The 25,553-nt window shown below is 62.2% G+C and carries 20 protein-coding genes; 19 read left to right on the top strand and 1 reads right to left on the bottom strand.

Going from position 1 to position 25,553, the window contains the following annotated elements:
- Positions 1 to 24: 24 nt before the first annotated feature.
- On the top strand, positions 25 to 1,722 hold the full coding sequence (locus Q0367_RS09935; protein WP_298982000.1) for a polysaccharide biosynthesis tyrosine autokinase: 1,698 nt from the start codon (positions 25 to 27) through the stop codon (positions 1,720 to 1,722).
- Positions 1,723 to 1,739: 17 nt separating this feature from the next.
- Positions 1,740 to 2,252: a hypothetical protein gene (locus Q0367_RS09930; protein ID WP_298981997.1), complete on the top strand. Its 513-nt coding sequence runs from the start codon at positions 1,740 to 1,742 to the stop codon at positions 2,250 to 2,252.
- A gap of 213 nt (positions 2,253 to 2,465) precedes the next feature.
- On the opposite strand, the gene Q0367_RS09925 is transcribed toward Q0367_RS09930, so the two are convergent.
- Positions 2,466 to 2,660, bottom strand: a complete 195-nt coding sequence (locus tag Q0367_RS09925; protein WP_298981994.1) for a hypothetical protein — start codon at positions 2,658 to 2,660, stop codon at positions 2,466 to 2,468.
- Positions 2,661 to 3,237: 577 nt separating this feature from the next.
- Here Q0367_RS09925 and Q0367_RS09920 point away from each other — a divergent pair.
- The 17 genes from Q0367_RS09920 to Q0367_RS09840 all read left to right on the top strand — a co-directional run.
- The gene (locus Q0367_RS09920) at positions 3,238 to 3,993 is read left to right on the top strand and encodes a DapH/DapD/GlmU-related protein (RefSeq protein ID WP_298981992.1); all 756 of its coding nucleotides are present in this window, start codon (positions 3,238 to 3,240) and stop codon (positions 3,991 to 3,993) included.
- 62 nt (positions 3,994 to 4,055) lie between these two features.
- Positions 4,056 to 5,321, top strand: a complete 1,266-nt coding sequence (locus tag Q0367_RS09915) for a glycosyltransferase (protein WP_298981990.1) — start codon at positions 4,056 to 4,058, stop codon at positions 5,319 to 5,321.
- Positions 5,322 to 5,398: 77 nt separating this feature from the next.
- Positions 5,399 to 7,102 (top strand): radical SAM protein, encoded by a 1,704-nt coding sequence (locus Q0367_RS09910; protein ID WP_298981987.1) that lies wholly within the window; start codon positions 5,399 to 5,401, stop codon positions 7,100 to 7,102.
- Between the two features lie 341 nt (positions 7,103 to 7,443).
- Positions 7,444 to 9,102 (top strand): O-antigen ligase family protein, encoded by a 1,659-nt coding sequence (locus tag Q0367_RS09905; protein WP_297636978.1) that lies wholly within the window; start codon positions 7,444 to 7,446, stop codon positions 9,100 to 9,102.
- A complete protein-coding gene (locus tag Q0367_RS09900; protein ID WP_297636981.1) occupies positions 9,071 to 9,712 on the top strand; it encodes an acyltransferase in 642 nt (213 codons plus the stop codon). The genes Q0367_RS09905 and Q0367_RS09900 overlap by 32 nt, the downstream gene beginning before the upstream one ends.
- Positions 9,709 to 10,800: a DegT/DnrJ/EryC1/StrS aminotransferase family protein gene (locus Q0367_RS09895; RefSeq protein ID WP_298981984.1), complete on the top strand. Its 1,092-nt coding sequence runs from the start codon at positions 9,709 to 9,711 to the stop codon at positions 10,798 to 10,800. The genes Q0367_RS09900 and Q0367_RS09895 overlap by 4 nt, the downstream gene beginning before the upstream one ends.
- 9 nt (positions 10,801 to 10,809) lie before the next feature.
- Positions 10,810 to 11,847, top strand: coding sequence for a Gfo/Idh/MocA family protein (locus Q0367_RS09890; protein WP_298981981.1), 1,038 nt, complete (start codon positions 10,810 to 10,812; stop codon positions 11,845 to 11,847).
- 13 nt (positions 11,848 to 11,860) lie between these two features.
- Complete coding sequence (locus tag Q0367_RS09885) at positions 11,861 to 12,685, top strand: glycosyltransferase family 2 protein (RefSeq protein ID WP_298981978.1); 825 nt, start codon at positions 11,861 to 11,863, stop codon at positions 12,683 to 12,685.
- A 65-nt stretch (positions 12,686 to 12,750) separates the two neighbouring features.
- The gene (locus Q0367_RS09880) at positions 12,751 to 13,125 is read left to right on the top strand and encodes an EamA family transporter (protein ID WP_298981976.1); all 375 of its coding nucleotides are present in this window, start codon (positions 12,751 to 12,753) and stop codon (positions 13,123 to 13,125) included.
- Position 13,126: 1 nt separating this feature from the next.
- On the top strand, positions 13,127 to 14,185 hold the full coding sequence (wecB, locus tag Q0367_RS09875; RefSeq protein WP_298981974.1) for a non-hydrolyzing UDP-N-acetylglucosamine 2-epimerase: 1,059 nt from the start codon (positions 13,127 to 13,129) through the stop codon (positions 14,183 to 14,185).
- A 136-nt stretch (positions 14,186 to 14,321) separates the two neighbouring features.
- Positions 14,322 to 15,662: an NAD(P)/FAD-dependent oxidoreductase gene (locus Q0367_RS09870; protein WP_298981972.1), complete on the top strand. Its 1,341-nt coding sequence runs from the start codon at positions 14,322 to 14,324 to the stop codon at positions 15,660 to 15,662.
- 31 nt (positions 15,663 to 15,693) lie between these two features.
- Positions 15,694 to 17,274 (top strand): glycosyltransferase family 39 protein, encoded by a 1,581-nt coding sequence (locus Q0367_RS09865; RefSeq protein WP_298981970.1) that lies wholly within the window; start codon positions 15,694 to 15,696, stop codon positions 17,272 to 17,274.
- A gap of 120 nt (positions 17,275 to 17,394) precedes the next feature.
- Entirely contained in the window at positions 17,395 to 17,715 is a 321-nt protein-coding gene (locus tag Q0367_RS09860) for a hypothetical protein (RefSeq protein ID WP_297637005.1), read from the top strand.
- Positions 17,715 to 18,416 carry an SDR family NAD(P)-dependent oxidoreductase gene (locus tag Q0367_RS09855; protein WP_297637008.1) on the top strand — a complete coding sequence of 234 codons (702 nt, stop codon included), beginning with the start codon at positions 17,715 to 17,717 and terminating at the stop codon, positions 18,414 to 18,416. The genes Q0367_RS09860 and Q0367_RS09855 overlap by 1 nt, the downstream gene beginning before the upstream one ends.
- Before the next feature lie 11 nt (positions 18,417 to 18,427).
- The gene (locus Q0367_RS09850; RefSeq protein ID WP_298981962.1) at positions 18,428 to 20,845 is read left to right on the top strand and encodes a hypothetical protein; all 2,418 of its coding nucleotides are present in this window, start codon (positions 18,428 to 18,430) and stop codon (positions 20,843 to 20,845) included.
- A complete protein-coding gene (locus tag Q0367_RS09845) occupies positions 20,814 to 22,163 on the top strand; it encodes a long-chain fatty acid--CoA ligase (RefSeq protein ID WP_297637014.1) in 1,350 nt (449 codons plus the stop codon). The genes Q0367_RS09850 and Q0367_RS09845 overlap by 32 nt, the downstream gene beginning before the upstream one ends.
- Positions 22,164 to 22,496: 333 nt before the next feature.
- Positions 22,497 to 25,553: LamG-like jellyroll fold domain-containing protein (locus Q0367_RS09840; RefSeq protein WP_298981958.1), on the top strand; the 3,057-nt coding region annotated here is incomplete at its 3' end.

The raw sequence follows: 25,553 nt of genomic DNA, 5'->3' as shown, positions 1-25,553 counted from the left end.
CGTCTGTGGTAAGGTATACAGAGAATGAATCAACGGGAACTTCAGGCTTATTTACGTCCGATTCTGCGATGGTGGTGGTTGATCCTGCTCGCCATGGCGCTGGCGGGGACGTCCGCCTACATTTTTGCGCGCATGCGACCGGATGTCTACATCGCCAGCGGCACGGTCATGGTCGGCACCGCCATTCAAGAGCGCAACCCGGACAGCCAACAGCTCTCCTTAACGCAGGGGCTGGCGCAGACTTACGCCAGAATCATGCAGCGCCCTTCGATCAAGAGGGCGACGATGGAGGCGCTCGGCATGGATTGGCTGCCGCAGTACACGGTGCGCACCGAGTCCCAGTTGATCGAGATCAACGTCACCGACGTCGATCCACAGCGCGCCTACGCCGTAGCCACGGAATTGATCAATCAGCTGATCCTGCTCAGCCCCGGGGGGCAGGAGCGGCAACAACGTGAAATCTTCATCCAGGAACAACTGCGCAAACTAGAGCAGAGCATGCGCGACACAGAGGAGGAGATCGGCCGTCGCCGGGCGGAGCTTTCGGCGGCGCTCAGCGCGCGTCAGATTCGTCAGTTGGAGGATCAGATCGCTGCGCTCGAAGCCAAGATGGCGACGTTGCAGTCCACCTACGTCGGCCTGCTCGCCAACACCGATCAAGGCTCCACCAACACCATCAACATTCTCGACCCGCCGGCGGTGCCCACCCAACCGGTGCCCAATCGATGGTGGCTGCTGGTGGCGGTCGCCGCCATCCTCGGCGCCGGCGTGGCTGTGGCAGGCGCCTACTTGCTTGAATTGCTCGATGATCGGTTGGAAAACGTAGAGCAGATTCAGCGGGCGACGGGGCTGACGACGCTCGGCGTTCTGCCCGAATCCAATATAGACTCGGCGGAACGTCCGCTGATCATGTTGAGCGCACCCCATACGCCCGACGCCGAGGCGTTTCGGGTTTTGCGCACCAATCTGCTCTTCGCGTCCGTCGATCGCGGCTTGGGCGCGCTGGTCGTCACCAGCCCTACGCCCGGAGAAGGCAAATCCTTTGTTGCGTCTAACCTGGCGATCGCCTTTGCGCAGACCGGCCAACGGGTGATTCTGGTGGACGCCGACTTGCGCAAACCGACGATTCATCGCGCCTTTGGGTTGGTGAACAACGTCGGCGTGACCAGCGCGCTGGTCAGCAACCTGGATGGCTTCGCCTCCGCGCTGCAGCAGACCGTCGTGCCGGAGCTGCGCGTGATGACCTCAGGCCCACTGCCGCCCAATCCTTCCGAGTTGCTCAGCTCGCGTCGCATGCAGGAGTTGTTGGAACGTCTGCGCAGCGACTGCGACCTGTTGGTGATCGACAGTCCCCCGGTCACCGTGGTTTCGGACACCGCCGCCCTGGCGAGTCGCACCGATGGCGTGCTGCTCGTCTTCGCCAGGGAGAAGATGAATCGAGACATCGCGCAAAAGACCTTGGGCGCCTTGCGGCAGGTGAACGCATACATGCTGGGTGTGGTGTTGAATCGGGTCACGAGCAGCGAACACGGCTACTACTATTCGTACCACAAGAGCTATCGCGACCGCTACTACAGCGGCTACTATGCTTCGCGACGCCATACGAAAGCGGCTGCGGAGACCGCCGCCGTGGTGTCGCCTCAGCCTGTTTCCCGCGCCTCGATCACGAATGGCGCTCCACTCGAAACCGAGCGCGCCGGCCGGCCGAAATCTGTGAAGTAGCTCCGGCGTAACGATCCATGGCTGCTGGCGCTGACCATTCCTGCGCAGATTTCAAAAAACGCGTTTTGGTGGTCTGCACCGCCAATGTATGTCGATCGCCCTATGTGGCCTCCTTGCTGCAACAGCGAATCAGAGCAGCGGGGTTAGACGATCGAATATGCGTCGAATCGGCGGGCGTGCAGGCGCAGCCCGGCCGTGAGGTCGACCCGACGATCCGGGCGATGTTGGAGGCGCGACAGATCCCGCCGGCGGATCAGTACGCCAAGCCGGTGGTGGAAGACGACCTGCGCAAGGCGGATTTGGTGTTGGTCATGGAGGAGGCGCACCGCCAGTTGCTTTTTTACCGATTGCCCGGGGCTTTATCGAAGATTTTTCTGCTCAGCGAGCTGGCCGGACGCTATCAAGAGATCGACGACCCTCATGGCGCAGGACTTGAGGAGTATCTGTCGATGGCGGCGTTGGTGGATGAACTGCTGGAACAGGGCTGGCCTCAGCTGTTGAAGCGACTGGGGATAGAAACGCACCAGTGAGAATTTATCATCGCTTGGGATCGAATTCGCTACAGCTTTTTCACGGGAGGGGGTGGTGCGATAGAGGTTTTCAGATAGAAAAGCGGCGACTCGTCTGATGCGACAGTAGATTCAACGCAGAGCAACAGAGATGCAAGGGCGCAAAAAAGTGGGAAAGCTTTGTGTGCTCAGCGACGTTTTTTCGTTTACAACGCCCTCCGAGATAGCGTCTGTTTAGAGTGTGCGCAGCTGCGTGGTCGTCTGTGCGCTGAACGCGCCGGCGGATGGCGCCCAGCGGTCTAGCGGTTGCTCCTCCAGCGCCGGCTCCATCTCTACAGTGCGCCGGGTCATCGCCGCCGCTGCCAGGAGGATGACAAATGCACCCGCACTAATCGCAATGAGAATTGCCGCTGTGATCCCAATCAACATGCCTCACCTTTTCCTCTTCTGACGATTCCGTCTTCTGATGATTCCGTCCGCTCCGGTGATTCACCTGTCTCCACATGCTCTGCTGAGGTGAACAACTTTTCCTCGCGTCTTTGCGCTTTGACTTTAGCATGACAAAAAGGCGTCCGTTTATCCACTGTCAAAAGACCTATTTTACATAGTAAGCTTTTTTAGATTCGTGGCTGTAAGATTGATTTAAAGCGTCGAAATTCATAGGGAGCTCTGCTTTCATCCTGCAGGCGACGGTCTCTTGGTTTCGACGTGCATTCACTTTAAGCAAAATCACCGCGCATTGCTCAACGCCTGTCCTACGGATGCAATTTTTTTGGGGTGTGTTTAGTTGATGAGCAACGGTCGAGACGTCTCCATTGGTCAATCCACCACGAAACGTTGGGCAAATGTCTGGACATCGTCGTTTTCAGAATTTTCTGTTCTTATGGGCACTTGTCAGCCAAGTGTAAGCTCCAGCGTGAGAAATAGCTGGTAGGATACCTTCAGAAAGGAATCAGCCTCTCAATCAGCATAAAAGCGCAGAGGCGTCACGACGATATTGTGATTCATGGCTCGCATGAACGTTCCCGGCGACGCCGGACAAGGACTGTCTCTCTATATTCATAGACAGGCGAGCAGCCTGAAAAAATACATCGTCGAGCAAACGATTCTGTCGTTGTTTGGGTGGATTCCTACGGTGATCGGTATTGGGCTGCGCGCGCTGGCCTACCGCCTGATTCTGCGGATGGAGGGAGTCGCCGCCATTGAAAGCGGCGTGCGCATCCGTTTCGCCGACAATGTTGCGCTCGGCCGCAACGTCTATATCGATCAGGGCGTTTATCTGCACGCCTGCCCCAGGGGCATCCGGATCGGCGACAACAGTTTCGTGATGCATGGCTCGGTGCTGCACGTTTACAATTTTCGCGATTTACCTCACGCCTTCATCCACATCGGCGCCAACAGCCTGATCGGGGAATTGAACGTTCTTCGGGGGCAAGGGGGGATCACGATTGGCGACCGCGTCTACACTGCGCCGATGGTGCAGATGCTGGCCGTCAACCATGTCTTCGATGACCCGACGCGGCCCATGGTCGAGCAAGGCATTACGGCCGAAGGCATTGTTGTTGAAGATGATGTTTGGATTGGCGCTGGCGCCATTATAACGGATGGTGTGCGCATCTGTAAAGGGGCTGTCGTCGCAGCAGGCGCCGTTGTGACGCAGGATGTGCCCCCCTACACCGTGGTGGGCGGCGTTCCGGCGAAGGCGCTGCGCAAGATCGATGGGACGCAGCGACGCGATCCTTCGAAGCAAGTTTATTTGTAGTGGGAGCTTTCCCGCGTCAGAGCAGGCCGTCATGGGCGGTTGAATGGAAGGAGAGCAAGTGTATGGCGACGTTTTCGGTGGTGATTCCGGCCTACAACGAGGAAGACGGCATCGGTGAAATTATGCAGCGCGTGCTGGCGACGCGCGAGAAGCTGCGCGAGGTCGGGTTTGACGAGCTGGAGCTGATCGTAGTCGATGATGGGTCGAAAGATCGCACGGCGGAGCTGGTGCGCGCCCAGCCTGGCGCCATCCTGGTGCAGCATGCGCGCAACAGCGGCTATGGCGCAGCCCTGAAAACCGGTTTCGCCGCCGCTTCCGGCGAGTGGATCGGCTTTTTGGACGCCGACGGCACCTATCCGCCGGAGTATTTCCCAGCGCTGTTGCAGGCGGCGCAGCAACAGCGCGCCGACCTGGTGATCGGCTCGCGCATGGCCGGCGCAGAGAGTCAGATGCCGTTGATGCGCCGCATCGGCAATCTCATCTTCGCCCGGCTTGTCAACCTTATCAGCGCATCCAACATCACCGATTCCGCCAGCGGGATGCGCGTCTTCAAAAAGTCGATCCTTTCGCAGCTCTATCCGCTGCCGGATGGCTTGAACTTGACGCCTGTCATGAGCACGCGCGCCTTGCATGAAAATCTGAAGATGGTCGAAGCGCCGATTCCCTACAGCGAACGCATCGGCCGCTCCAAACTGAGCGTGGTGCGCGATGGCATGCGCTTTGGGCAATCGATCGTGTGGACGGCGCTCAATTACAACCCGGCGCGGCCTTTCGGGCTGATCGGCATGGTCAGCTTTGCAATTGCGGCGTTGATTGGGCTGGGGTTGATCTGGGTGCGCTTGCAAGGTGTGCAGACGGTCAGCCCGCTGGGCGCCTTCGCCCTCTTCTCGGCGCTGGTGCTCGCCGTAGGCGGCGTGATGCTGATCGCGCTGGGGTTCAGCTTCAACTATTTCGTCGCCCTGTTTCACAAAACGCCGGTGCGCCAGGGGCTATGGGGCAAACCGCTCTTCAATGTGCGTTGGGAGCACCACTTTGGCTGGGCGGGATTGGTCGTTCTGCTGATCGGCATTGGCTTCGCCATCGGCAGCCTGACGGCGGCGTTGATGGGCGCAACGTTGATGCAGCTCTGGCTGTACTTCCTGAGCAGCGCGGTCTTCAGCCTGATGGGGCTGCAACTGCTCGTCGCCTGGCTGCAGATGCAGACGCTGGAGGCGTTGCGCATCCGCGAGGACCTGGCCGCCAGCGATCTGCTGGGCAAGGAGACCATGAAGCCCGTCGCAGCGGGGCCGGTGTCGGTGCGCAGCGAACGTCTCCAACCACAGCCATGAGGCTATCGATTGCGTGGCGTCTTCCAGGCAGCTTTGGCGCTTCCTGGAAGACAATTGTTTTTCATGGAGGAACCTGAATGACTGCCCATTTCACCCAGCACGATGTCAACGGCAAACAGCCGAACATCGAGCTTTCGGAGGACATTCGCGAAAATCTGGGCACGCGGCGCATCCCGCCGCTGCGCCCTTCTCAATTCCCAGACGCCGGCGCCAGCGTGCAGACGCTGACCTCATCGACGCGGCCGCCCGGATCGGTCGATGTGCTGCTCGTCAACCCGCCGACGCCCGACGGCGCCATCTGGATTCGCAGCCAGCATCGCGTGGGGCGGCGCTCGCGCGAGAACATGATCTGGCCGCAGGTCAGCCTGGCGCAAATGGCGGCGATTCTGGCGCCTGATTATAAAGTGGAAATCATCGACGCCAACGCGCTGCGCATGGGGTGGAAAGAATTCGAGAAGCGGTTGGATCAGCTGCGCCCCAAGTATTACATGACGCAAGTGACCGCCCCCACGCTGCGCAACGACATGTATGGCGTCTTTCTGGCCAAGTCGCTGGGCGCCAAGACCATCGCCTTCGGCACCCATGTGACGCCGATGACGCTGGAGACGATGCAGCCTTTCCCGGCGCTGGATTTCGTGCTGCGCGGGGAGCCGGAGATGACGCTGCGCGAGCTGATCGACGCGTTTGAGGGCAAGAAGCCCTCCAACCCGCGCGTGGCGAAAATGTTGGCGGAGACCAGCATGCCGCAGCGACGGCGCATCGGCTCCCAAGAGGTCGTGGACGAGTTTCCGGTCAAGGAGAGCGACAACCCCTGCGCCCGCATCCTGGGGCTGGCGTGGCGCAACGGGAACGAGATTGTCATCAACCCCGATCGCCCGTTTATCCCGAATCTGGACGATCTGCCCATCCCGCTGCACGAGATGCTGCCGCTCGACAAGCAGCGCATGCCGATGATCAAAGGGCCGTTCACCTTCATCGTCACCAGCCGCGGCTGTCCGGCCGGCTGCAAATACTGCATTAAGCATGTGAGCTATCAGAACTCGGTGCGCGTGCGCTCGGCGGAGAACATCGTTGAGGAGTTGGAGTATCTCAACCGGCTGGGCATCACCAACATCCACATGTACGCCGATCTCTTCACGGTCAATCGCGACCACGTGGTCAGCCTTTGCAACCTCATCCTCGAGCGCGGCCTCAAAATTCGCTGGACGTGCAACAGCCGCGTCGATTACGTGGATGAGGAGATGCTGACCCTGATGGGCAAGGCCGGCTGCTGGCTCATCTCCTGGGGCATCGAGAGCGCCAACGAGATGATCTTGAAGCGAGCGCGCAAGGGATATAAGAAAGAACAGGCCTTCAAGGCGTTGAAGTGGGCGAAGGCCGCCGGCATCAAAAATTGGGGATACTTCATCATCGGCCTTCCGGGGGAGACAGAGGAGACGATCCAGGAGACCATCGCCTACTCCAAAGCGCTGCCGCTCGACATCGCCCTCTTCCACATCGCTGCGCCCTATCCCGGCACGCCGTTCTTCTACGAGGTGGTCGAAAACAACTGGTTCCGCCCCGGCACCAAGTGGGAGGAGGTCGATATGGATCAATCGACCGTGCTCGATTACGAGAATCTCACGGCGGAGCAGCTGGAATACTGGCAGAAGCGCGCCACGCGCGAATGGTCGCTGCGCCCTGGCCCGATTCTGACTTTCCTGAAAGGGCTGAATACATGGGAAGGCGCCAAGAGCGCTGTGAACGTCGGATGGCAGATGTTGCAGTTCTCGAAGACGTAAGCAGACCCAGTCACCTGCGCCGCCGCGCGGAGACGGAGAAAAGGGGTGGTCAGACGACCACCCTTTTCTGTTGCATTGAGATTATGTCGCCTCCCAAGCCTCGTCGGAGGTTTGTCCAGAGAAGAGCGTCACCGGCTGTCAGCACATTGTAAGTTATGGAGGGTTGTGCGGGTGCTATAATTTTTCCAGATTTGCCAGGGATGTTGGCCGAAACCGTCTGTAGAAGTTCGTGTAAACATACAGACGCATCGCAAAGGCGGATTCAGCGCATGGCTTCACGAGTCGATGCAAAAAGAGCAGGTGAGCAAGGCGGAAGTTTCGCTCCCGAGGCTTTCGTAAGGTTGCAGAGCGCTATTTTAGGGGCGAGTTACGGCTTCATTCTGAGTCTGTTTGCGGCGACGGTGGTCGCAGTTTGGGTCGCATACGACGAAGGCAGAGCGATCGAGCGCTTTTTCTTTTTACTGGGTGGTTTTGTGGCTGTATTGGCGGCGCCGCTGCTGGGCAAATATTGTTCGACGCAAATGATCGTCCGAATTCTGGGAGGAGCGGCCGCGCTAATGGGGGCGTTCGTCTCTGCGATTTATCTGGCCCAGTTTGTGGGTGCAGGGGGCCGTGCATGGAACATGGCGGCGACATGGCCGCCGACTCCCAATCCCAATCTGATCGCTCAACTGTTGGCGATGACTGTCCCCGTGCTGGGAGCTGTATTGTGGATTGCATGGACGCGAAAACGCAGAGGGGCCGCTTTGCTGGTCGGCGGGTTGCTTGCGTTGAGTTTGACGGCGCTGGCGTTGACCGGCTCGCGGGGGGCGTTTCTGGGGCTGGGCGCCGCCGGCGCGGCGGTGGGCTATGGCTGGCTGCGCGGAGCGCTGAAGCGTCGTTTTCAGAGCAGGTGGCTTTGGCTGCTCGATGGCGCCGCATTGTTGGGCGCGGCCGGCGCTGCGTTGGTTTATCTCGCCGTCATCGCTTCGTCAAGGCTGGATGCGCAACTGGGCATTCAGGATGCATCGGCGCTCAGCCGATTGGACCTCTGGCGCAATTCGCTGCCGTTGATCGCCGATTACTACTTCACCGGCAGCGGCCTGGGCGCAGCCGTGATGGTCTATGCGACGTATGCGTATCTGGTCCATGTGCCTTACCTCTATCACGCCCACAATTTTTATCTGCATCTGGCCCTCGAACAAGGGGTGGTGGCGTTGTTTGCATGGTTGGGCCTCATCGCAACGACGGTGACCTACGCTGTCGCCGCCTTACGCATCGCCGAGCGCGCCACTCGCATTTTTCTGATCGGGGGGCTGGCGGGGCTGGGCGCCTTTCTGGTGCATAGTCTGTTCGAGGCGGAGCTGTTTTATAGCTCGCTGGCTGCATTTGTCTTTTTCACGCCCGCGCTTCTGCTTTGGAGCGCTTCCACGGCCTACGAGGCGGCCATGGAAGGCGTTCAGCCTGTGCTGTTTTCGAGCGCGCCGATCGGGGGTGGACTGGTCTTTGGCCTCGCGACGCCGTTTCTGCTGGCGACGCTGATGTCGGGTGGCGCCGCCCGTTGGGAAGCCAATCTCGGCGCCGTGCTGCAAACGCGAGTCGAGTTGGGGACATATCAGCGCCCACCCTGGTCGTTTCAGGACGAGGTGCGGCGCCAGCTTCGCGCAGAGCTGACGCCGGCGGAGCTCCATTTTGAAGCGGCGTTGGCGCTCGATCCCTGGCAGCCCACGGCGCGCCGTCGGCTTGGGGCCATTGCATTGGCGCAGGGAGCGTTCGATCTGGCCAAAGCGCATTTGCTCGCCGCCTATGCTTCCGCGCCCCATGACCGGGCGACGCGCCAGATGCTGGGGGAAATTTACGCGCTGGAAGGCGACGTCGACGCCGCAGTGCGAATGTGGCAGGGGCTGGATTTCAGCCAGGGGCAACTGATGGTGCGTGAATGGTGGTATCAGGCGTTGGGCAAGCCTGAGCAAGTGGAAAGGTTGAACGATGCAATCCGCGCCTATCAACGGCTCCGGTGAGCCACAGGCCGCAGCAGACTTTTTCGTGCATCCGACCGCCGATGTCTCGCCGCGAGCGCACATCGGCAAGGGCACGCGCATCTGGAACCGCGCGCAGGTGCGCGAAGGAGCCGTGCTGGGCGAGCAGTGCAACGTCGGCAAAGATGTGTACATCGACTTCGACGTGCACATCGGAAACCGCGTCAAGATTCAGAACAGCGCGTTGATCTACCACGGCGCAGTCATCGAGGATGGCGTCTTTATCGGTCCGCAGGCGTGCCTGACCAACGATCGCTATCCGCGCGCTATCAATCCCGACGGTTCTCTCAAGGGCGCCGACGATTGGGAGGTGGGGCGGACGGTGGTGCGCTACGGCGCCTCGATCGGCGCAGGCGCCATCATCGTGACGGGCGTGGAGATCGGACGTTTTGCGATGGTGGGCGCCGGCGCCGTGGTGACGCACGATGTGCCGGCCTATGGCTTGGTTTTAGGCGCGCCGGCGCGGTTGGTGGGCTATGTGTGCGCCTGCGGCGCTCGGCTGGAGATCGACGACCATGGCCGCGGGCGCTGCCCCCGCTGCCAGAGGGAGATCGAGATCGGGGCGGCGGAAAGGGAAACAGAGACAAGATGATCCCGATTGCAAAACCGTTGATCGGCGAAGAGGAGAAGGCCGCCGTCCTGGAAGTGTTAGGCTCCGGCCAGCTGGCGCAGGGGCGCCGCGTGCGCGAGTTCGAGGAGTGCTTCGCCGCCTGGGTCGGCGCGCGCTACGCCGTGGCCGTCAGCTCCGGCACCACGGCGTTGCATGTGGCGCTGCTTGCGCATGGCGTCGGCCCTGGCGACGAGGTGATCACCACGCCGTTCAGCTTCATCGCTTCGGCCAATTGCATCGTGTACGCCGGCGCAACGCCCCGTTTCGCCGACATCGAGCCGGAGCACTACACGATCGATCCGGCCGCCATTGAAGCGCAGATCACCCCGCGCACGCGGGCGATCCTCCCGGTGCACCTGTTCGGCCAACCCTGCGACATGGACGCCATCGCTGCGATTGCCGAACGCTATGGCCTGACCATCATCGAGGACGCCTGCCAGGCGCACGGCGCGCAGCTCAACGGCCGGCCGATGGGCTCCTGGGGAACAGCCTGCTATTCCTTCTACCCGACCAAAAACATGACCACGGGCGAAGGAGGCATGATCACGACCGACGACCCGGCGCTGGCGGAGCGCATGCGCATGATCCGCGAGCACGGCATGCGTCAGCGCTACGTGCACGAGACGCTGGGCTACAACTTCCGTATGACCGACATGCAGGCCGCCATCGGGCTGGTGCAATTGAGGCGGGTGGACGGCTGGAACGAGCAACGTCGACGCAACGCCGCCTTGCTGACGGCGCTGCTCGCCGACGCCCCCGGCGTGGAGACGCCCAAGGTGCGCCCAGGCGCTTTGCATGTCTTTCATCAATACACGGTGGCGGTGGAGTCTCGCGGCCGGGTGATCGCTGCACTGACCGAGCGGGGCGTCGGCTACGGCATTTACTATCCGATCCCGATCCACCGACAGCAGGTGTATCAAGCGCGCGGCTACAGCGATGCGCTGCCGGTCGCCGAGGCGGCGAGCGCACGCGTGCTCTCTTTGCCGGTGCATCCCGCGTTGACGGAAGCGGACGTGAAGGCGGTGGCCGACGCCGTGATTGCGGCGACGCGAGAGCCTGTTTTGACATAGGAGGGAAAGATGGAACGAACGCGAATTGGCCTGCTGGGCGCCGGGCGCATGGGGCGCAACCATGCGCGCGTCTTTTCGACGCTGCGCTACGCCGACCTGGTGGGCGTTTACGATCCTGCGACCGATGCGGCGCGCAGCGTCGCAGCGCAGTACGACGTCGCCGCCTTCGAGAGCCTCGACGCCCTGTTGGAGCAGGTGGACGCCGTCAGCATCGCCACGCCGACGCCGACCCATTTTGAACTGGTGAAGACATGCCTGGAGCGCGGGCTGGACGTGTTCGTCGAAAAGCCGTTCACCGAGACCTGGATGCAGGCCCAGGCGCTGACAAAGCTTGTGGAAGAGACGGGGCGCATCGTGCAGGTGGGGCATATCGAGCGCTTCAACCCGGCCTACGGTGAGCTGAAACATGTGCTCGACAACATGTCGCCCCTGGTCGTCAACTTCCGACGGCTCAGTTCCTATGTGGGCAGCAACACCGATGTGGACGTCGTGCTCGACCTGATGGTGCACGATCTGGACCTGGCGCTCGATCTGGCGGGCGCAGACCCGATCCAGATCGAGGCCGACGGCTTCACCGTCTTCAGCGGCGCCATCGACTACGCCAGCGTCACCCTGCGCTTCGCCCGCTGGCCGCTGCTCACGTTGACTGCGTCGCGCGTTACGGAGCAGAAAGTGCGCGCCATCGACGTCACCGCACTGGAGGCGTATATCGAGGGCGACCTGCTCAACAAGTCGATCCAGGTGCACTATCGCACCGTCGGCGAATACATTCATCACAACCACGGCGGCGTCAAGTATCGACAGGAGAGCGTCGTGGAGCGCATCCATGTGCCGATCGCCGAGCCGCTGCATGCAGAGTTGGACCATTTTGTCCATTGCGTGCGTACGCGCCAACAGCCGCGCGTCACCGCCGAACATGGGCTGCGCACGTTGCGCCTGGCCGAGACGATTCGGGAACAGATTCGGCAGCGGATGTTAGACGCCCGCTTTGCGTATGGCCGCACTGCGGCCGCGGCGCCCAACGTTGCGAGCGCAGTGATTGCATAGTAGGGATTGCATAGTGGAAAGGACATTGAACGCCGTGTTGCTTTCGATCGTCATACCCTGTTACAACGAGGCGGACAACGTAGACAAGCTGTTGACCGAATTTTTACCGGTGGCCCAGGGGTTGATGGGGACGGCGCTGCCAACCGGCGAGACGGTCAAAGGGGTGGAAGTGATCTTCGTCGACGACGGCAGCAAAGACGGCACCTACGCCGCCCTGACGGCTGCGTTTGGCGGGGTCGATGCGCCGGGCGTCGCCTTTCGCTTTGAGCGGCATGAGGTCAACCGGGGGCTGGGCGCTGCGCTGCGCACCGGCTTTGCAGCTGCGGCGGGCGAGGTGATCGTCACCACCGACAGCGACGGCACCTATCGGTTCGAGACGATCCCGGCGCTGCTCGCCCATCTGAAGCCGGGCGTGAGCATTGTTACGGCGTCGCCCTACGCGCCCGGCGGCGCCATCGCCAACGTGCCCGGCTATCGCATCGTTTTGAGCAAAGGCTCGTCGCTGCTCTATCGGCTGCTGGTGGATCCGCACATCCACACCTACACGGCGCTCTTCCGCGCCTATCGCCGCGAGGTGATCACACGCATTCCGTTTGAATCGAACGGCTTTTTGGCCGGAACGGAGCTGATGGTCAACGCCATGCTGGCCGGTTACAAGGTGGCCGAGTATCCGACGACGCTCTACTCGCGCGCTTTCGGCGCCTCCAAGGCGAAAATTTTGCGCACGATTCGGGCGCATTTAGCATTTCAGGGCAACGTGCTGCTGCGTCGGCTGCGGCTGGCGCCGGCGGTGCAACCGCTTGCGGCGGGCGACAGACGGGAGCTCGCCGTCCATTGAAGAGGAAATCGGGGACAATCATGGAGACGACATCATCAGAGATGCTCAGCGGGAGAAGACAGATCATGACAATCGCCATCGGCTACATTCTGGTCAGCGTGATCGCAGGGGCGATCGGTCAAATTACGTTGAAGTATGGCATGAGCCTCACCGGCCAGATCACGCTCAGCCTGCACGACATCGGACCGACGCTTTGGAAGATTTTCACCAACCCCTTCATCATCGGCGGGTTGACGCTGTACGTCTGCGGCACGGTCTTTTGGCTGGCTGCACTTTCCCGCGTCGATCTGAGCTTCGCCTATCCGTTCGCCAGCCTCAGCTATGTGGTGATGTTGACGGCCTCCTGGCTGCTGTTCAACGAGAACATCACGCCGTTGCGTCTGGCGGGCACGTTGGTGGTGATGCTGGGCGTCTTTCTGATTTCACGCAGCGGATCGTAAGATGAAATTTGTTTCCGTCGTCGGCGCGCGGCCGGAGTTCATCCAGGCGGCGCCGGTCAGTTGGGCGTTGCGCAAAACGCACACCGAAATTTTAGTGCACACCGGCCAGCATTACGACTACGCCATGTCGCAGGCGTTTTTCGACGAGCTGGGCGTGCCAGCGCCGGATTATAACCTGGAGGCCGGCTCCGGCACGCACGCCCGCCAGACGGCGGCCATGTTGGTGGGCATGGAGGAGGTGTTGCTCAAGGAGAAGCCCGATGCGGTCATCGTGCGCGGGGACACCAACTCCACGGTGGCGGGCGCGTTGGCGGCGAGCAAGCTGGGCATTCCGGTCGTACACATCGAGGCGGGCGAACGCAGCTTCGTGCGCACGATGCCGGAGGAGATCAACCGCATCATCGCCGACCATCTGGCCAGCCTCTGCTTCTGCGTGAGCAGCAAGTCCGCCGCCAACCTGGCGCGCGAGGGCATCGTGGAAGGGGTGCACATCACCGGCGACGTCATGCTCGACGCGTCGTTGCACCATCGCGCGCTTGCGCGTGAAAAGTCCAACGTCCTCGAACGTTTGCGGCTCGAACCGGGCCGCTATGCCCTGGTGACCGTGCATCGCGCCCACAACACCGACGACCCGCAGCGGCTGCGCAGCATCGTCGAGGCGCTCAACGCAGTCGGCGAACGGATCGTCTTCCCGGTGCATCCGCGCACGCGTAAAGCGTTGCAGGCCATCGACGCCCGCTTTGCGCCGCATGTGTTGCTTACGGAGCCGGCCAGCTATTACGACATGATGGTGCTCGAAGAAAACGCCCGCCTGATCGCCACTGACTCCGGCGGCGTGCAGCGCGAGGCGTATTACTTCGCCAAACCCTGCCTCACCCTGCGCGAAGAGACCGAATGGACCGAGACGGTGGAGGTGGGTTGGAACCTCCTCGTCGGCGCCGATTGCCGTAAGATTGTTGCAGCCTGGCGCACCTTTCAGCCGCCCGCCGAGCATCCGCCCGTGCTCGGCGATGGGACTGCGGCGGAGCAGATCGCAGAAATCCTGGGAAAACAAGGCTGAGCGCCAGCCTGGGATGCGCTTGATGGGATGGTGTGTTCCGTGTTGCGTCACACAATGGTGCGCTGCGCGGAACACGCACCACGCGACAAACCGAACAGGCGCCGTCCCTGGAAAGAGCAAGATGTCTGGAGGAACGTTGAAGATTGCCATTGTCGGCGGCGGGATCATGGGGATCACGCTCGCCTACTACCTGAGCAAAGAGGGCGTCGCCGTCGACGTCTTCGAGGCGTCGTCCACCCTCGGCGGATTGGCGGGGCCGTTGACCTTGCCCGACGGGGTGAAGGTCGATCGCTTTTATCACGCCATCCTATCGAGCGATGCGCATCTGCACGCGTTGTGCACGGAGCTGGGCGTCGCCGATCAGCTCCGCTTTCGGGAGACGCGCACCGGCTTCTATCATAACGGCGCCCTCTATTCGATGAACAACATCATCGAGTTTCTGCGCTTCCCCCCTCTCGGCTGGATCGATCGCTTTCGCCTGGGCTTGACTGTGCTGGCGGCGCAGCGCATTCAAGACTGGCGGGAGCTGGAGGGCGTCAGCGTCGAAGAGTGGTTGATCCGGCTCAGCGGAAAAAACACTTATCAAAACATCTGGCGTCCGATGTTGGCCGCCAAGTTTGACGGCGATTTTCGCAACGTGCCCGCCACGTGGATCTGGTCGCGGCTGGTGCGCGTCAAGTCGACGCGACAGGGCGCCAGCCAGAAGGAGATGGCCGGTCACCTCATCGGCGGCTACATCACGCTGATTCAAGCGATGGCGCGGCGCATCGAAGCCAACGGCGGGCGCATTCACCTTTCGACGCCTGTGCAGGAAGTTTGCATCGAAGGAGACGCTGCGCCGCGCGCGACCGGCGTGCGTCTGACGGGTGGCGTCCATCGCTGCGATGGCGTGGTGGTCACTTCCCAGGTTCCCATCTTCCGACGTCTGATCCCCTCTGCGCCGCAGGAATATCATGACTTTCTTGCGCAGACCGAGTATCTAGGCATCGTCTGCCCGCTGCTCGTGTTGGATCGGCCGCTGACCGGCTACTGGACGCTCAACATTACAGACCCGCGCATTCCTTTCACCGGCGTGATCGAGACGACTTCGTATATTGATCCTGCATACGTGGGTGGCCATCATCTCGTCTATCTGCCCAAGTACACCGCGCCCAACAGCCCTCTTATTCGTCTATCGGATGAAGAGATCAAAGCGATGTGGATGGAGCACCTGCGCGTGATGTTCCCACAATTTGATCCGGCCTCGGTGCGCTATTTCCTGGTGCACCGCGAGCGCTACGTCGAACCGTTGCATGGCTTGAACTCCGTGCACCTCATCCCGCAGGTGGAGACGCCGGTGGAGCGACTGTTTCTGGTGACGACCGCGCAGATCTACCCTGCGCTGACCAACGGCGAATCGGTGAGCCGTCACGGACATGCGGCCGCAGAAGTCGTCCAACATCGGCTGCTTCAACAGTCAGCCCAGGCGTTCGCCTGAGTCGGCTGACGAGTGCGCAAGGGGAATTGCCATGATGACTTCAACCACGTCGCAGCCTGGCCAGGAGGTCGAGCGGATCGGTGTGTGGGCGAAGCGACTCGCCGTCGCCGTCGCTGCGCTCTTGATCCTCTTCCTGTTTTTCTACAACCTGACCGATTATCCTAAGACCTGGTTCGACGAAGGCTCGCACCTGCACGTGCCCAAGGCGCTGGTGACGATGGGCGTCTACGCCGACTACAGCAGCGAAGGGCTTCGCCACTATGGGCCAACCATCGGCGTAGGACCGACGGTGATGTTGCCGATTGCGGCTGCGTTTCATTTCTTCGGCATTGGCCTGTTGCAGGCGCGGCTGGTGATGGTGCTCTACCTGGCGGCGGCGACGCTGTGGATGTTTCTGTTGGCGCGTCACCTGCTCGGCCTGCGCAGCGCGTTGGTCGCCACTGCATTATTATTGGCCACGCCCGCCATCGGCATGGTCGAGTACGGTCGCCAGGTGCTGGGCGAAGCGCCGGGACTTGCCTTCATGGCGGCCGGTTTTCTCCTATGGTTCACGCGCTGGCGGCGCAGCCGCTGGTGGGAGCTGACGTCCGTCGGCGCGCTGCTGGGGCTGAGCGTCGTCACCAAGTACCAATATTTGCTGGTGTTGGGCGCCACTTTGCTGGTCGCCTGGGGGCTGAATTGGCTCTTTTTCAAGCTGCCGCAGCGCATCTTTCTGATCCCGGGCATTGTCACTGCTTTAATTTTTGGGGCGTGGCAGTTGTTCACGCTGGTCTACCTGGGGCCGGCCACGATCGGCGAAAACCTGGCGATGCTGCGCGAGTTCACCGCCGGCGCGGCCGCCGTCTTCTCGCCGACGCTGATGATGCGCGCGCTCGGCGAGCTCTTCAGCGCCAAGAGCTTTCTGTGGACGCTCTTCCCCGCCTTGCTCTACGCCGGCTACGCGTTGCTGCGCCCACCGGGCAAGGTCAATCTGTCTCAGGAGCAACGCCAGCAACTGGCGATCCTCTATCTGCTTACGCTTATCAACCTGAGCTGGTATGTGGTGGCGTCGGTGAGCTGGCTGCGCTATGCCTTCGTGGGCCTGGCTTTCTCCGCCTTCTTTGTGGCGTGGATGTTTCGAGACCTGACGGCGAATTTCAGCCCGATACGCTTATGGCAGGCTGCGCAACGGGGGCGACGAGCGGTCGGCTACGGCGGGCTGGCGGCCTTGCTCTGGCTGGTCGTGATGATTGCAGCGCCGGCGGCGCGGCTGACCTGGACGATCGCTTCTGCACCGCCGGATGATTCAGCGCAGATGGCGGCGGTGATGAACCGGCAGGTTCCACTCGACGCGCTGGTCGAGACCTGGGAGCCGCAGATGGGCTTTTTGACCGACCATCGTTATCACTACCCGCCGCAGTTGCTGCTCAACCGCGCCGTGCGCCAGGTGTGGCTGGGCGAAACGCCCGTCGCCGAACTGTACGATTTCACCGAGCTGGCGCCGGACTTTGTGCTCATCGGCGAGTTCGGTCGGTGGGTGAACGTTTACCCGGTGGAGCGGCTGCAGGAGGCCGGCTATGAACGGGTCGAGGCGTTGGGGCAATTCGAGCTGTATCGCCGCCGCACCCCATGACGGGATGCAGCGATTGGTCGAAGGTCACGCCGTCGGCGGCGCGTCGGGCGCCTGCAAGAGAAACCACACACAGCGGCAATCATTTTTTACGCAGAGAAAACATTGACGCAAAGGATATTTATGCAGAGCACAACGGTGAATTTGAATCGAAGCGAAGTAGTGAACGTCATCCTCTCCGCCTTGCGCGATGTGCTGGAAAGCCAGGGCGTGGCGGAATTGCCTGCGCTGGATGAAACCACGCGGCTGATCGGACGCTCGGCGGCGCTCGACTCGATGGGGCTGGTGACCTTGATCGTCGAGGTGGAGCAGCGGCTGGAGGAGGCCTTTGACCTTGTCGTCGTCCTGGCGGACGACCGCGCTATGTCGCAGACGCGCAGCCCCTTCCTCTCGGTGGCGACGCTGGCCGACTATGTGATGCAGCTGGCGGCGGAGCAAGGGTGATGGAAGGCTCTGTGGTGTTGGTCACTGGCGCGCGCAAAGGCATCGGCCGTTTTCTGGCGGAGCATTACGTCCGCCGCGGCGCACAGGTGGTTGGCTGCAGTCGCAGCGAGCCGGATTGGACGCTGGAGCGCTACCGACACTTCTGCGTCGACGTCACCGACGAGGCGGGTGTGCGCAAGATGATGGCGGCGATCGGCAAGGAGTTCGGCCGGCTCGACGTGCTGATCAACAACGCCGGCATTGCGTCGATGAACCATGTGCTGCTGACGCCGGCCGCCACCGCCGAGCGCATCTTCGCCACCAACATGCAGGGCGTCTTTTTGCTCTGCCGAGAGGCGGTGAAGCTGATGCAGCGTCGCCGCTACGGTCGCATCGTCAACATCAGTACGGTGGCCGTGCCGCTGCGGCTGGAGGGCGAGGCGCTCTATGCCGCCTCGAAGAGCGCCGTGGTCACCTTCACGCAGATTCTGGCGCGCGAGGTGGCGGCCTATGGCGTCACCGCCAACGTCGTGGCGCCGACGCCGATCGAGACCGATCTGATCCGCAATGTGCCGAAGGAAAAGATCGACGCCATCATCGAGCGGCTCGCCATCAAACGGCTGGGGCGCTTTGAAGATGTGGCGAACGTGATCGACTTCTTTGTTCGACCGGAGAGCGACTACATCACCGGTCAGGTGATTACACTGGGGGGTGTGGGGTGAGGCGATTTTGGATGTATGCAGGCGTGGCGTTAATTTCGGCCAGCGTGTTGGCGTTGCAGGTGATCTTCACCCGCATCTTTTCCATCATGATCTGGCATCACTTCACCTATCTGGTGGTGGGGGTGGCGCTGTTGGGCGGCGGCGCGGCGGGCGTCTTCCTGGCCGTGCGGCAGTGGCGACATGAAGTGATTCGGGCGCGGTTGGGGCCGTTGGCGCTGGCCTTCAGCCTGAGCATCCTGGCTATGCTGGCGATCGTTTCCTTTGTGCAGTTCGATCCTTTGCGCATAGAAGACTTGCCGCGCACGCTGGCGGGGCTGGCGATCTATTTCGCAGGGCTGTTCACAACCTTCACCCTGGGCGGCCTGGTGATCGCCGGCGCGTTCAGCGTGTGGTCCTATCACGCGCATCGCCTGTACTTCGCCGATCTGCTGGGCGCGGGCGTCAGCACGCTCGGCGTGATCTGGGTGGTTCATTTTTTGAGCGCGCCGAGCGCCATCCTGCTGACGGCTCTGCTGGCGGCTGCGGCGGCGTTGCTCTTCGACGTGGATAGGCGGTGGCGCATCGCAACCGGCCTTGCTGCGGCGGCGCAGGCGACGTTGCTGATCGCTACGCTGGTTCAACCGATCTACCTGCCCGTGCCCGAATCCAAACCTTTGCATTGGGCGTTGCAAGTCAGCGGCGCCGAGCGACCGGAATACACGCGCTGGAATCCGGTGGCGCGCGTGGACGTCACGCGCGCGGTCGAAGTGACCGAGCCGATGATCGTGGGCGGCGTGAGTCAACGGGGCCTTGTTCACCAGCCGGAGGGTGCAACCTATCGGCTTCACTTCGTTACATTGGACGGCACCTCGATGACGGGGCTTTTTGCGTATGACGGCGACCTGGCGAAATTCAATTTCCTGCGCCACGCCATCATCAGCGCACCCTACCTGCTGAGCGAGCCTCAACCCTCGACCTTGCTGGTGGGCGTCGGCGGCGGCATCGACATTCTGCTGGCGAAGCTCCACAACGCGCGGCGCATCGTGGCGATCGACCTCAATTCGGATGTCGTCGATCTGGTGGTGAATCGCTACGCCGCCTTCACAGGCAACCTGGCCTCCGGTGAGACAGAGGTGTTGACCGCCGAAGGGCGCAGCTTCCTCACCCGCACAAACGAGCGTTTCGACGTGATCCAGGGCATCGGGCTGGACAACATCGCTGCGCTCAACACGGGCGCTTATGTGCTTTCCGAGTCCTATCTCTATACGGTCGAGGCCTTCGAGCTGGCCTTGAAGCGATTGACGCCCAATGGCGTTTTCTCCTGGACGCGTGCGGCCACCGACCCGCCGATCGAGACCCTACGGCTGACCGGGCTGGCGGCGGAGGCGTTGCGCAGGCGCGGGGTCGGCGATCCGGCTGCGCATATTCTCGTCATTGAAAACGATACGCAGTCGGCCATCAACCTGCTGGTCTCGCCCTCGCCTTTCACCCTGGCTCAGGTTGAGCGATTGGAGGCGTGGGCGCTGGAAAACAATTTCACCGTGTTGCACGATCCCTTCACCCCACGAGGCACAGCCTACGCCCAGTATCTTGCGGCGCGCAATCCTCGCGTGTTTGAGGAGCGTTACCCCTTCAATATCTATCCGGTCACCGACGACCATCCTTTCTACTACAATTATTTCAAATGGGATCGTCTGTTGGAAGGAGGGGCGCGCACCGGCAATTTGAGCGCGCGCGTGCCGATGGGCAACATCATTCTGCTGACGATGCTGGGGTTTAGCCTGGCGGCCGCCATCTTGTTCATCGTCTACCCGCTTTGGCGCAACCAGCGCGCAGGGTTGGCGACGCCCAACGCCGGCAAAATGCTCGCCTACTTCAGCGCCTTGGGAATGGCGTACATGTTCGTGCAGATCGTGTTGATCCAGCGCTTCACGCTCTTCATCGGCTACCCGACGTTGGCGATCACGACGACGATCTTCAGCATGTTGTGCTTCTCGGCGTGCGGCAGCCTGCTGGGGCGTCGACTGTTGAGGGTGCAGACGCAATTGCCCAAGATGATCCTGGTCGTCTCCGCTCTGATTCTGCTCTATGTATGGGCGTTGCCTGCTGCGTTCTCTGCGCTGTTGGGGCTGTCCGACGCTGCCCGCGTGATCGCCAGCGTCCTGTTGATTGCGCCGCTGGCCTTCTTCATGGGCATGCCGTTCCCCACCGGCATCCGCGAGGTCGGACAGGCGGCGCCTGCGCTGGTCTCCTGGGCGTGGGGCATGAACGGCGTCTTTTCTGTGCTTGGCTCAACGGCGGTGATCCTTGTGAGCATGATGTCAAGCTTTACGGTTTCCTTGATTGCGGCGGCGCTGATCTACGGGGTGGCGGCCTGGATGGCGCCTGCGCTGCGTGAGACCCGAGTGGAGAAAATTTATGCACCGGCAGCATATTCAGTGGTTGATTGAGCGCATGGCCGGGTGGGCGACGGAGCCTGCGCTGATCTGGAACGATTGCACGACCTCCTATGGCGAGCTTCTCGAGCGCGTGCGTTTTTGGAACGCTTTCCTGGACGAGCATCGGGTCGCCCCTGGCGAGGTGGTGACGCTGGAAGGCGATTACTCGCCCGCAGCGGTCTCTCTGTTGTTGGCGTTGATCGAACGCGGGGTCATCGTCGTGCCCTTGACCAAAGCGGTGGAGGCGCACCGTGAGGAGTTTCTGGAGATTGCGCAGGTCGAGTCGATCGTCCATATCGACGAGCAGGACCGCTGGCAGTTCACGCGCACGGGCCGCACGGCGGACAACGCGCTCATCGTTGCGCTGCGCGAGACGGGCGACCCCGGGCTTGTGCTCTTCTCGTCCGGCTCGACCGGCAAGAGCAAGGCTGCGCTGCACAATTTTGCGCGGCTGCTCGAAAAATTCAAGACGCCTCGCCAGCGTATGCGCACCATCACCTTTTTGCTGCTTGACCACATCGGCGGCGTCAACACCTTGCTGTACACGCTTTCCAACGGCGGCGTCGTGATCTCGCTGCGCGACCGCGATCCTGAAGTCGTCTGCCAGGCGATCGAGCGCCACAAGGCGGAGATGTTGCCGACGTCGCCGACCTTTCTCAACCTGTTGTTGATGTCGCACGCGTACGAGCGTTATGACCTTTCCTCGCTCAAGCTGATCACCTACGGCACCGAAGTGATGCCGGAAAGCACGCTGACTCGTCTGCACGAACTCTTCCCGCACATCAAGCTGCAACAGACCTACGGTCTTTCGGAGCTGGGCATTTTGCGCTCCAAATCCAAAGACTCCGGCTCGCTTTGGGTCAAAGTGGGCGGCGAAGGATTCGAGACCAAAGTCGTCGACGGCGTGCTCTGGATCAAAGCGCATTCGGCCATGCTGGGCTACCTCAACGCGCCCAGCCCCTTCGACGCAGAGGGCTGGTTCAACACCAACGACATGGTCGAGGTGGACGGCGAGTATATCCGCATTCTGGGACGCAAGACCGAGATCATCAACGTCGGCGGCCAGAAGGTCTACCCCGCCGAGGTGGAGAGCGTGTTGTTGCAGATGGAAAACGTCGTGGACGCCGTCGTCGTCGGCGAGCCGCACCCGCTCACCGGCGCCATCGTCACCGCTCGCGTCAACCTGGCGCAGCCCGAGCCGGCGCAAGCCTTTCGACAACGCATGCGCGCCTTCTGCCGAGAGCGATTGGCTTCCTACAAAATTCCCGTCAAGGTCGAGATCGTCGACGACGAGCAGTTCAACGCCCGCTATAAACGCGTGCGCCGATGAGGGGCGCTCCTCTCATTCTCGCAAAGCCGAACCATGCAAGGCGCCAGGTCGTTTCGCCGAAGTGCACCGATCTGCGCGCCTCGATTCCTCAACATGCTGTCAGCGAACTGTAAGCCGTTGACGCTGGAATTCATGATATGCTGTGACGGACAATCGGTGGGAGCCGATTGGGCGCGTCGGCGTTTCTTCAAACTCACTGTTGCTCGACAGGCGCATTGCGAACGCGTGCTTTACTCGAAGGCGTATCCGCGCCCTTTACGAATTCAACGAAGGAATCTACCCATGGCGCGCACGGACCAGAACAGAATGTTTGTCTGGGGAAAGAGGGTGGCAATGCACGCGAACGTTATGCGCAAGCTGGGGGCCTTGGCCACAATCTTGGGGCTGCTAGGAGCGTTGGTGGGGCTGCGCATCCTGCCAATTGCAACGGCGCAGGCGCAGCAAAGCGGCGTCATCGTACATGACGTTGCCGCCGATTTTTCTCCTAGCTGCGCCACTGCCACAAACGTCAGCGTGAGCGACGCGCTCGGCGGCGAGCTGCGTCTGGCGGCGACGCTCGAAGATTACTTCAACGGCTCACAGGTGGATGGCAGTCGCTGGCTCGTCGGCAGCGCCAACACCTGGTATACGGCGCCCGTGACAGTCGCCAATGGGGCGGTGACGCTGGACGCCATGTATCTGCGCTCCCAGATGAGCTTTGCAGGGACGCAGCCGCGCTTTTTTGAGACGCGCGCACAGGCGCGCAGCGACGGCGGCGCAATCGGGCCGATCGACCTGGGGTACTACCGCGCCCTGCCTCCGCTGGATCCCAATGCGCCGACGGCGACGACGGCGTTTCGTCTTTTCATCACCCGCACCGACGGCACTCTTTATGTCGCGGCGCGCGACGGCGTCAGCCCCAGCCCCTATTACAGCGTCGATCTGCCCACCGTCGATCTGGCGCAATATCATCTTTTCCGTATTGAATGGGACGGCGCAGAGACGCGCTATTTCGTCAACGGCGTGCAGCAGGCGATGACGCCCGGCGCGGCCACGCTCGACACCTACGCCTTTCTCTACAGCCAGACGCCTTCGACCTACGGGGTCAGCCCGCTGCGCGTGGACTGGGTGCGCGCCGGACAATATGCGACGAACGGCAGCTTTGTCTCCTGTGCGCAGGATGCCGGTCAGCCGGTCGACTGGCTGACGCTGACGCTCAACGCCGACCTCCCTGCGGGCGCGGCGGTGACGGCGTGGACGCGCACCTCCGACGACGGCGTGAATTGGAGCGATTGGGCGCAGACGAGCGGCGCGACCATCGTCAGCCCGGCCGGCCGGTATCTGCAGTATCGACTCGACCTGGCGACGACCAATGTGTTGCGCTCGCCGGAGGTGCGCAGCGTCACGTTGCAAAATGCGCCCGTCGGCTCGGCCACCAACACGCCGACGCCGACCGAGACGCCGACCGAGACGCCCACCGGCACACCGACCGACACACCTACGGCGACGCCCACCGCTACTCCCACGAACACCCCCACCGCTACACCGACGGCGACGCCGACCAACACGCCCACCTTTACGCCGACGCCGGCCTTCATCCCTGTCGGGCCGGGCGGTTTCATCCAGACCTCTGCGAGCGAGTTCGCTGCGTCGTGCGCCGTCTTGAGCACGGTCAGCGTCAGCGACGCCGACGGCGGCGAAGTGCGCCTGCCGGCCACGGTCGAGGATTACTTCAACGGCGCCTCCATCGATACGAACCGTTGGCTGATCGGCTACGCCAACACCTGGTACACCGCGCCGCCCGTGGTCTCGAACGGCGTGGTGACGCTCGACGGCTCGTTGCTGCGGTCGCAGATCAACTTTCAGCCGTATCAGCCGCGTTTCATCGAGGTGCGCGCCCAGCAGCGCGTCAACGGCGGCTACGCCGGTTGGCCGGACATCGGCTTCTATCGAGAGCTGCCGCCGCTTTACTACGGCAGCACCTTCCCGGCGGACAGCGCGCTGCGCATCTTCGTCACGCGCGACACGAACACGACGTACATCCGCGGTCGCGACGGCAGTGAGACGCAGCCGCTCATCGACGTCGACATTCCCACCATCGATCTGACGCAGTACCATGTCTTCCGCATCGAGTGGGATATGACTGAATCGCGCTTCTATGTCAACGGCGCGTTGCAAGGGACGATCCCCGGCGTGCCCACGCTCAACACCTGGGCGTTTATCTACCATCAGACGCCGACGACTTTCGGCGCCAGCCCCATGAACGTGGACTGGGCGCGCGTCGGGCAGTATCCTGCGGCTGGCTCATACACTTCCTGCGTGTTCGACGCGGGCCAGAGCGCGCCCTGGAGCGCCATGGCGCTCGATGCACTGACGCCCGCCGGGACGGGGGTCGCAGCGTTCACGCGCATCTCGGTGGACGGCGTCAACTGGAGCGACTGGGCGGCGGTGAGCGGCGGCGTCATCGCCAGCCCACCTGCGCGCTACTTCCAGTATCGTCTGGACCTGACCTCCTCCAACGCGCTTCAGTCGCCTGAGGTGCGCCAAGTCAGCGTCCAGTTCAGCGGGTCAACGCCGACCCCTACGGATACACCCACGCCGGACCCGACGGCGACGTTGACGCCCACTCCGATCCCGCCAACTGCAACGCCGACGCCCACGTCAGCCCCCGGCGGCAACTTCGCCCTGCAGTTCGACGGCGTGAACGACTTCCTGAGCGCAGGCGCCACGGTCGGCGGCGGGCCTGTGACCGTTGAGATGTGGCTGCGGCCCGCTGCGGCCAACGAAACGGGAATCGTCGTGTTGGGCGGCGACGACGACAGCGGCTGGTCGGTTGAGATGGAGAACGGGCGCATCGTCTTCTGGGTGCGCACCAATCAGGGCTGGCAATCGAACACTCACCCCACCGTGTTGCAGGCGGGCGTCTGGCACCATGTCGCCGCCACCTACGGCGCCGGCGCGATTCGCACCTTCGTCAACGGACAGGCTTCCACCGCCAGCGCCGCCGGCCCGACGTTGACGCAAGGGCCGCTGGTGCAGATGGGCGCGTTTGCAGGCTATCCGGCCTTCGCCGGCGCGCTGGACGATGTGCGCATCTCCAACGTTGTGCGCTACACAGGCAACTTTGCCGTTCCGACGGCGCCGCACGCTGTGGATGCCAACACGGTCGATCTGTGGCGCTTCGATGAAGGGGCGGGACAGAGCGCTGCGGACAGCGCCGGCGCGCCGAACAACGCCACGCTCGGCGCCTCGAACCAGCCCGACGCCGCCGACCCCGCCTGGGTGACCGGCTATCCGTTCCCCGACATGGGGCCGACGGCGACGCCGACGAACACGCCCACGGCGACCAATACGCCAACGCCCACCAATACCCCCACGCCGGGGCCTTCGCCGACGCCGACGAACACGGCG

The organism is uncultured Caldilinea sp. (genome assembly GCF_937128415.1).
In the GTDB taxonomy this organism is placed as follows: Bacteria; Chloroflexota; Anaerolineae; order Caldilineales; family Caldilineaceae; genus Caldilinea.
Note: the sequence above shows the minus strand (reverse complement) of the source record. Positions and strands in the feature narration are given on the sequence as shown.

Coding starts and splice junctions, on each gene's coding strand:
- Q0367_RS09935 (WP_298982000.1), top strand. CDS start 25: ATGAATCAACGGGAACTTCAGGCTTATTTACGTCCGATTCTGCGATGG.
- Q0367_RS09930 (WP_298981997.1), top strand. CDS start 1,740: ATGGCTGCTGGCGCTGACCATTCCTGCGCAGATTTCAAAAAACGCGTT.
- Q0367_RS09925 (WP_298981994.1), bottom strand. CDS start 2,660: ATGTTGATTGGGATCACAGCGGCAATTCTCATTGCGATTAGTGCGGGT.
- Q0367_RS09920 (WP_298981992.1), top strand. CDS start 3,238: ATGGCTCGCATGAACGTTCCCGGCGACGCCGGACAAGGACTGTCTCTC.
- Q0367_RS09915 (WP_298981990.1), top strand. CDS start 4,056: ATGGCGACGTTTTCGGTGGTGATTCCGGCCTACAACGAGGAAGACGGC.
- Q0367_RS09910 (WP_298981987.1), top strand. CDS start 5,399: ATGACTGCCCATTTCACCCAGCACGATGTCAACGGCAAACAGCCGAAC.
- Q0367_RS09900 (WP_297636981.1), top strand. CDS start 9,071: ATGCAATCCGCGCCTATCAACGGCTCCGGTGAGCCACAGGCCGCAGCA.
- Q0367_RS09895 (WP_298981984.1), top strand. CDS start 9,709: ATGATCCCGATTGCAAAACCGTTGATCGGCGAAGAGGAGAAGGCCGCC.
- Q0367_RS09890 (WP_298981981.1), top strand. CDS start 10,810: ATGGAACGAACGCGAATTGGCCTGCTGGGCGCCGGGCGCATGGGGCGC.
- Q0367_RS09880 (WP_298981976.1), top strand. CDS start 12,751: ATGACAATCGCCATCGGCTACATTCTGGTCAGCGTGATCGCAGGGGCG.
- wecB (WP_298981974.1), top strand. CDS start 13,127: ATGAAATTTGTTTCCGTCGTCGGCGCGCGGCCGGAGTTCATCCAGGCG.
- Q0367_RS09865 (WP_298981970.1), top strand. CDS start 15,694: ATGATGACTTCAACCACGTCGCAGCCTGGCCAGGAGGTCGAGCGGATC.
- Q0367_RS09860 (WP_297637005.1), top strand. CDS start 17,395: ATGCAGAGCACAACGGTGAATTTGAATCGAAGCGAAGTAGTGAACGTC.
- Q0367_RS09855 (WP_297637008.1), top strand. CDS start 17,715: ATGGAAGGCTCTGTGGTGTTGGTCACTGGCGCGCGCAAAGGCATCGGC.
- Q0367_RS09850 (WP_298981962.1), top strand. CDS start 18,428: ATGTATGCAGGCGTGGCGTTAATTTCGGCCAGCGTGTTGGCGTTGCAG.
- Q0367_RS09845 (WP_297637014.1), top strand. CDS start 20,814: ATGCACCGGCAGCATATTCAGTGGTTGATTGAGCGCATGGCCGGGTGG.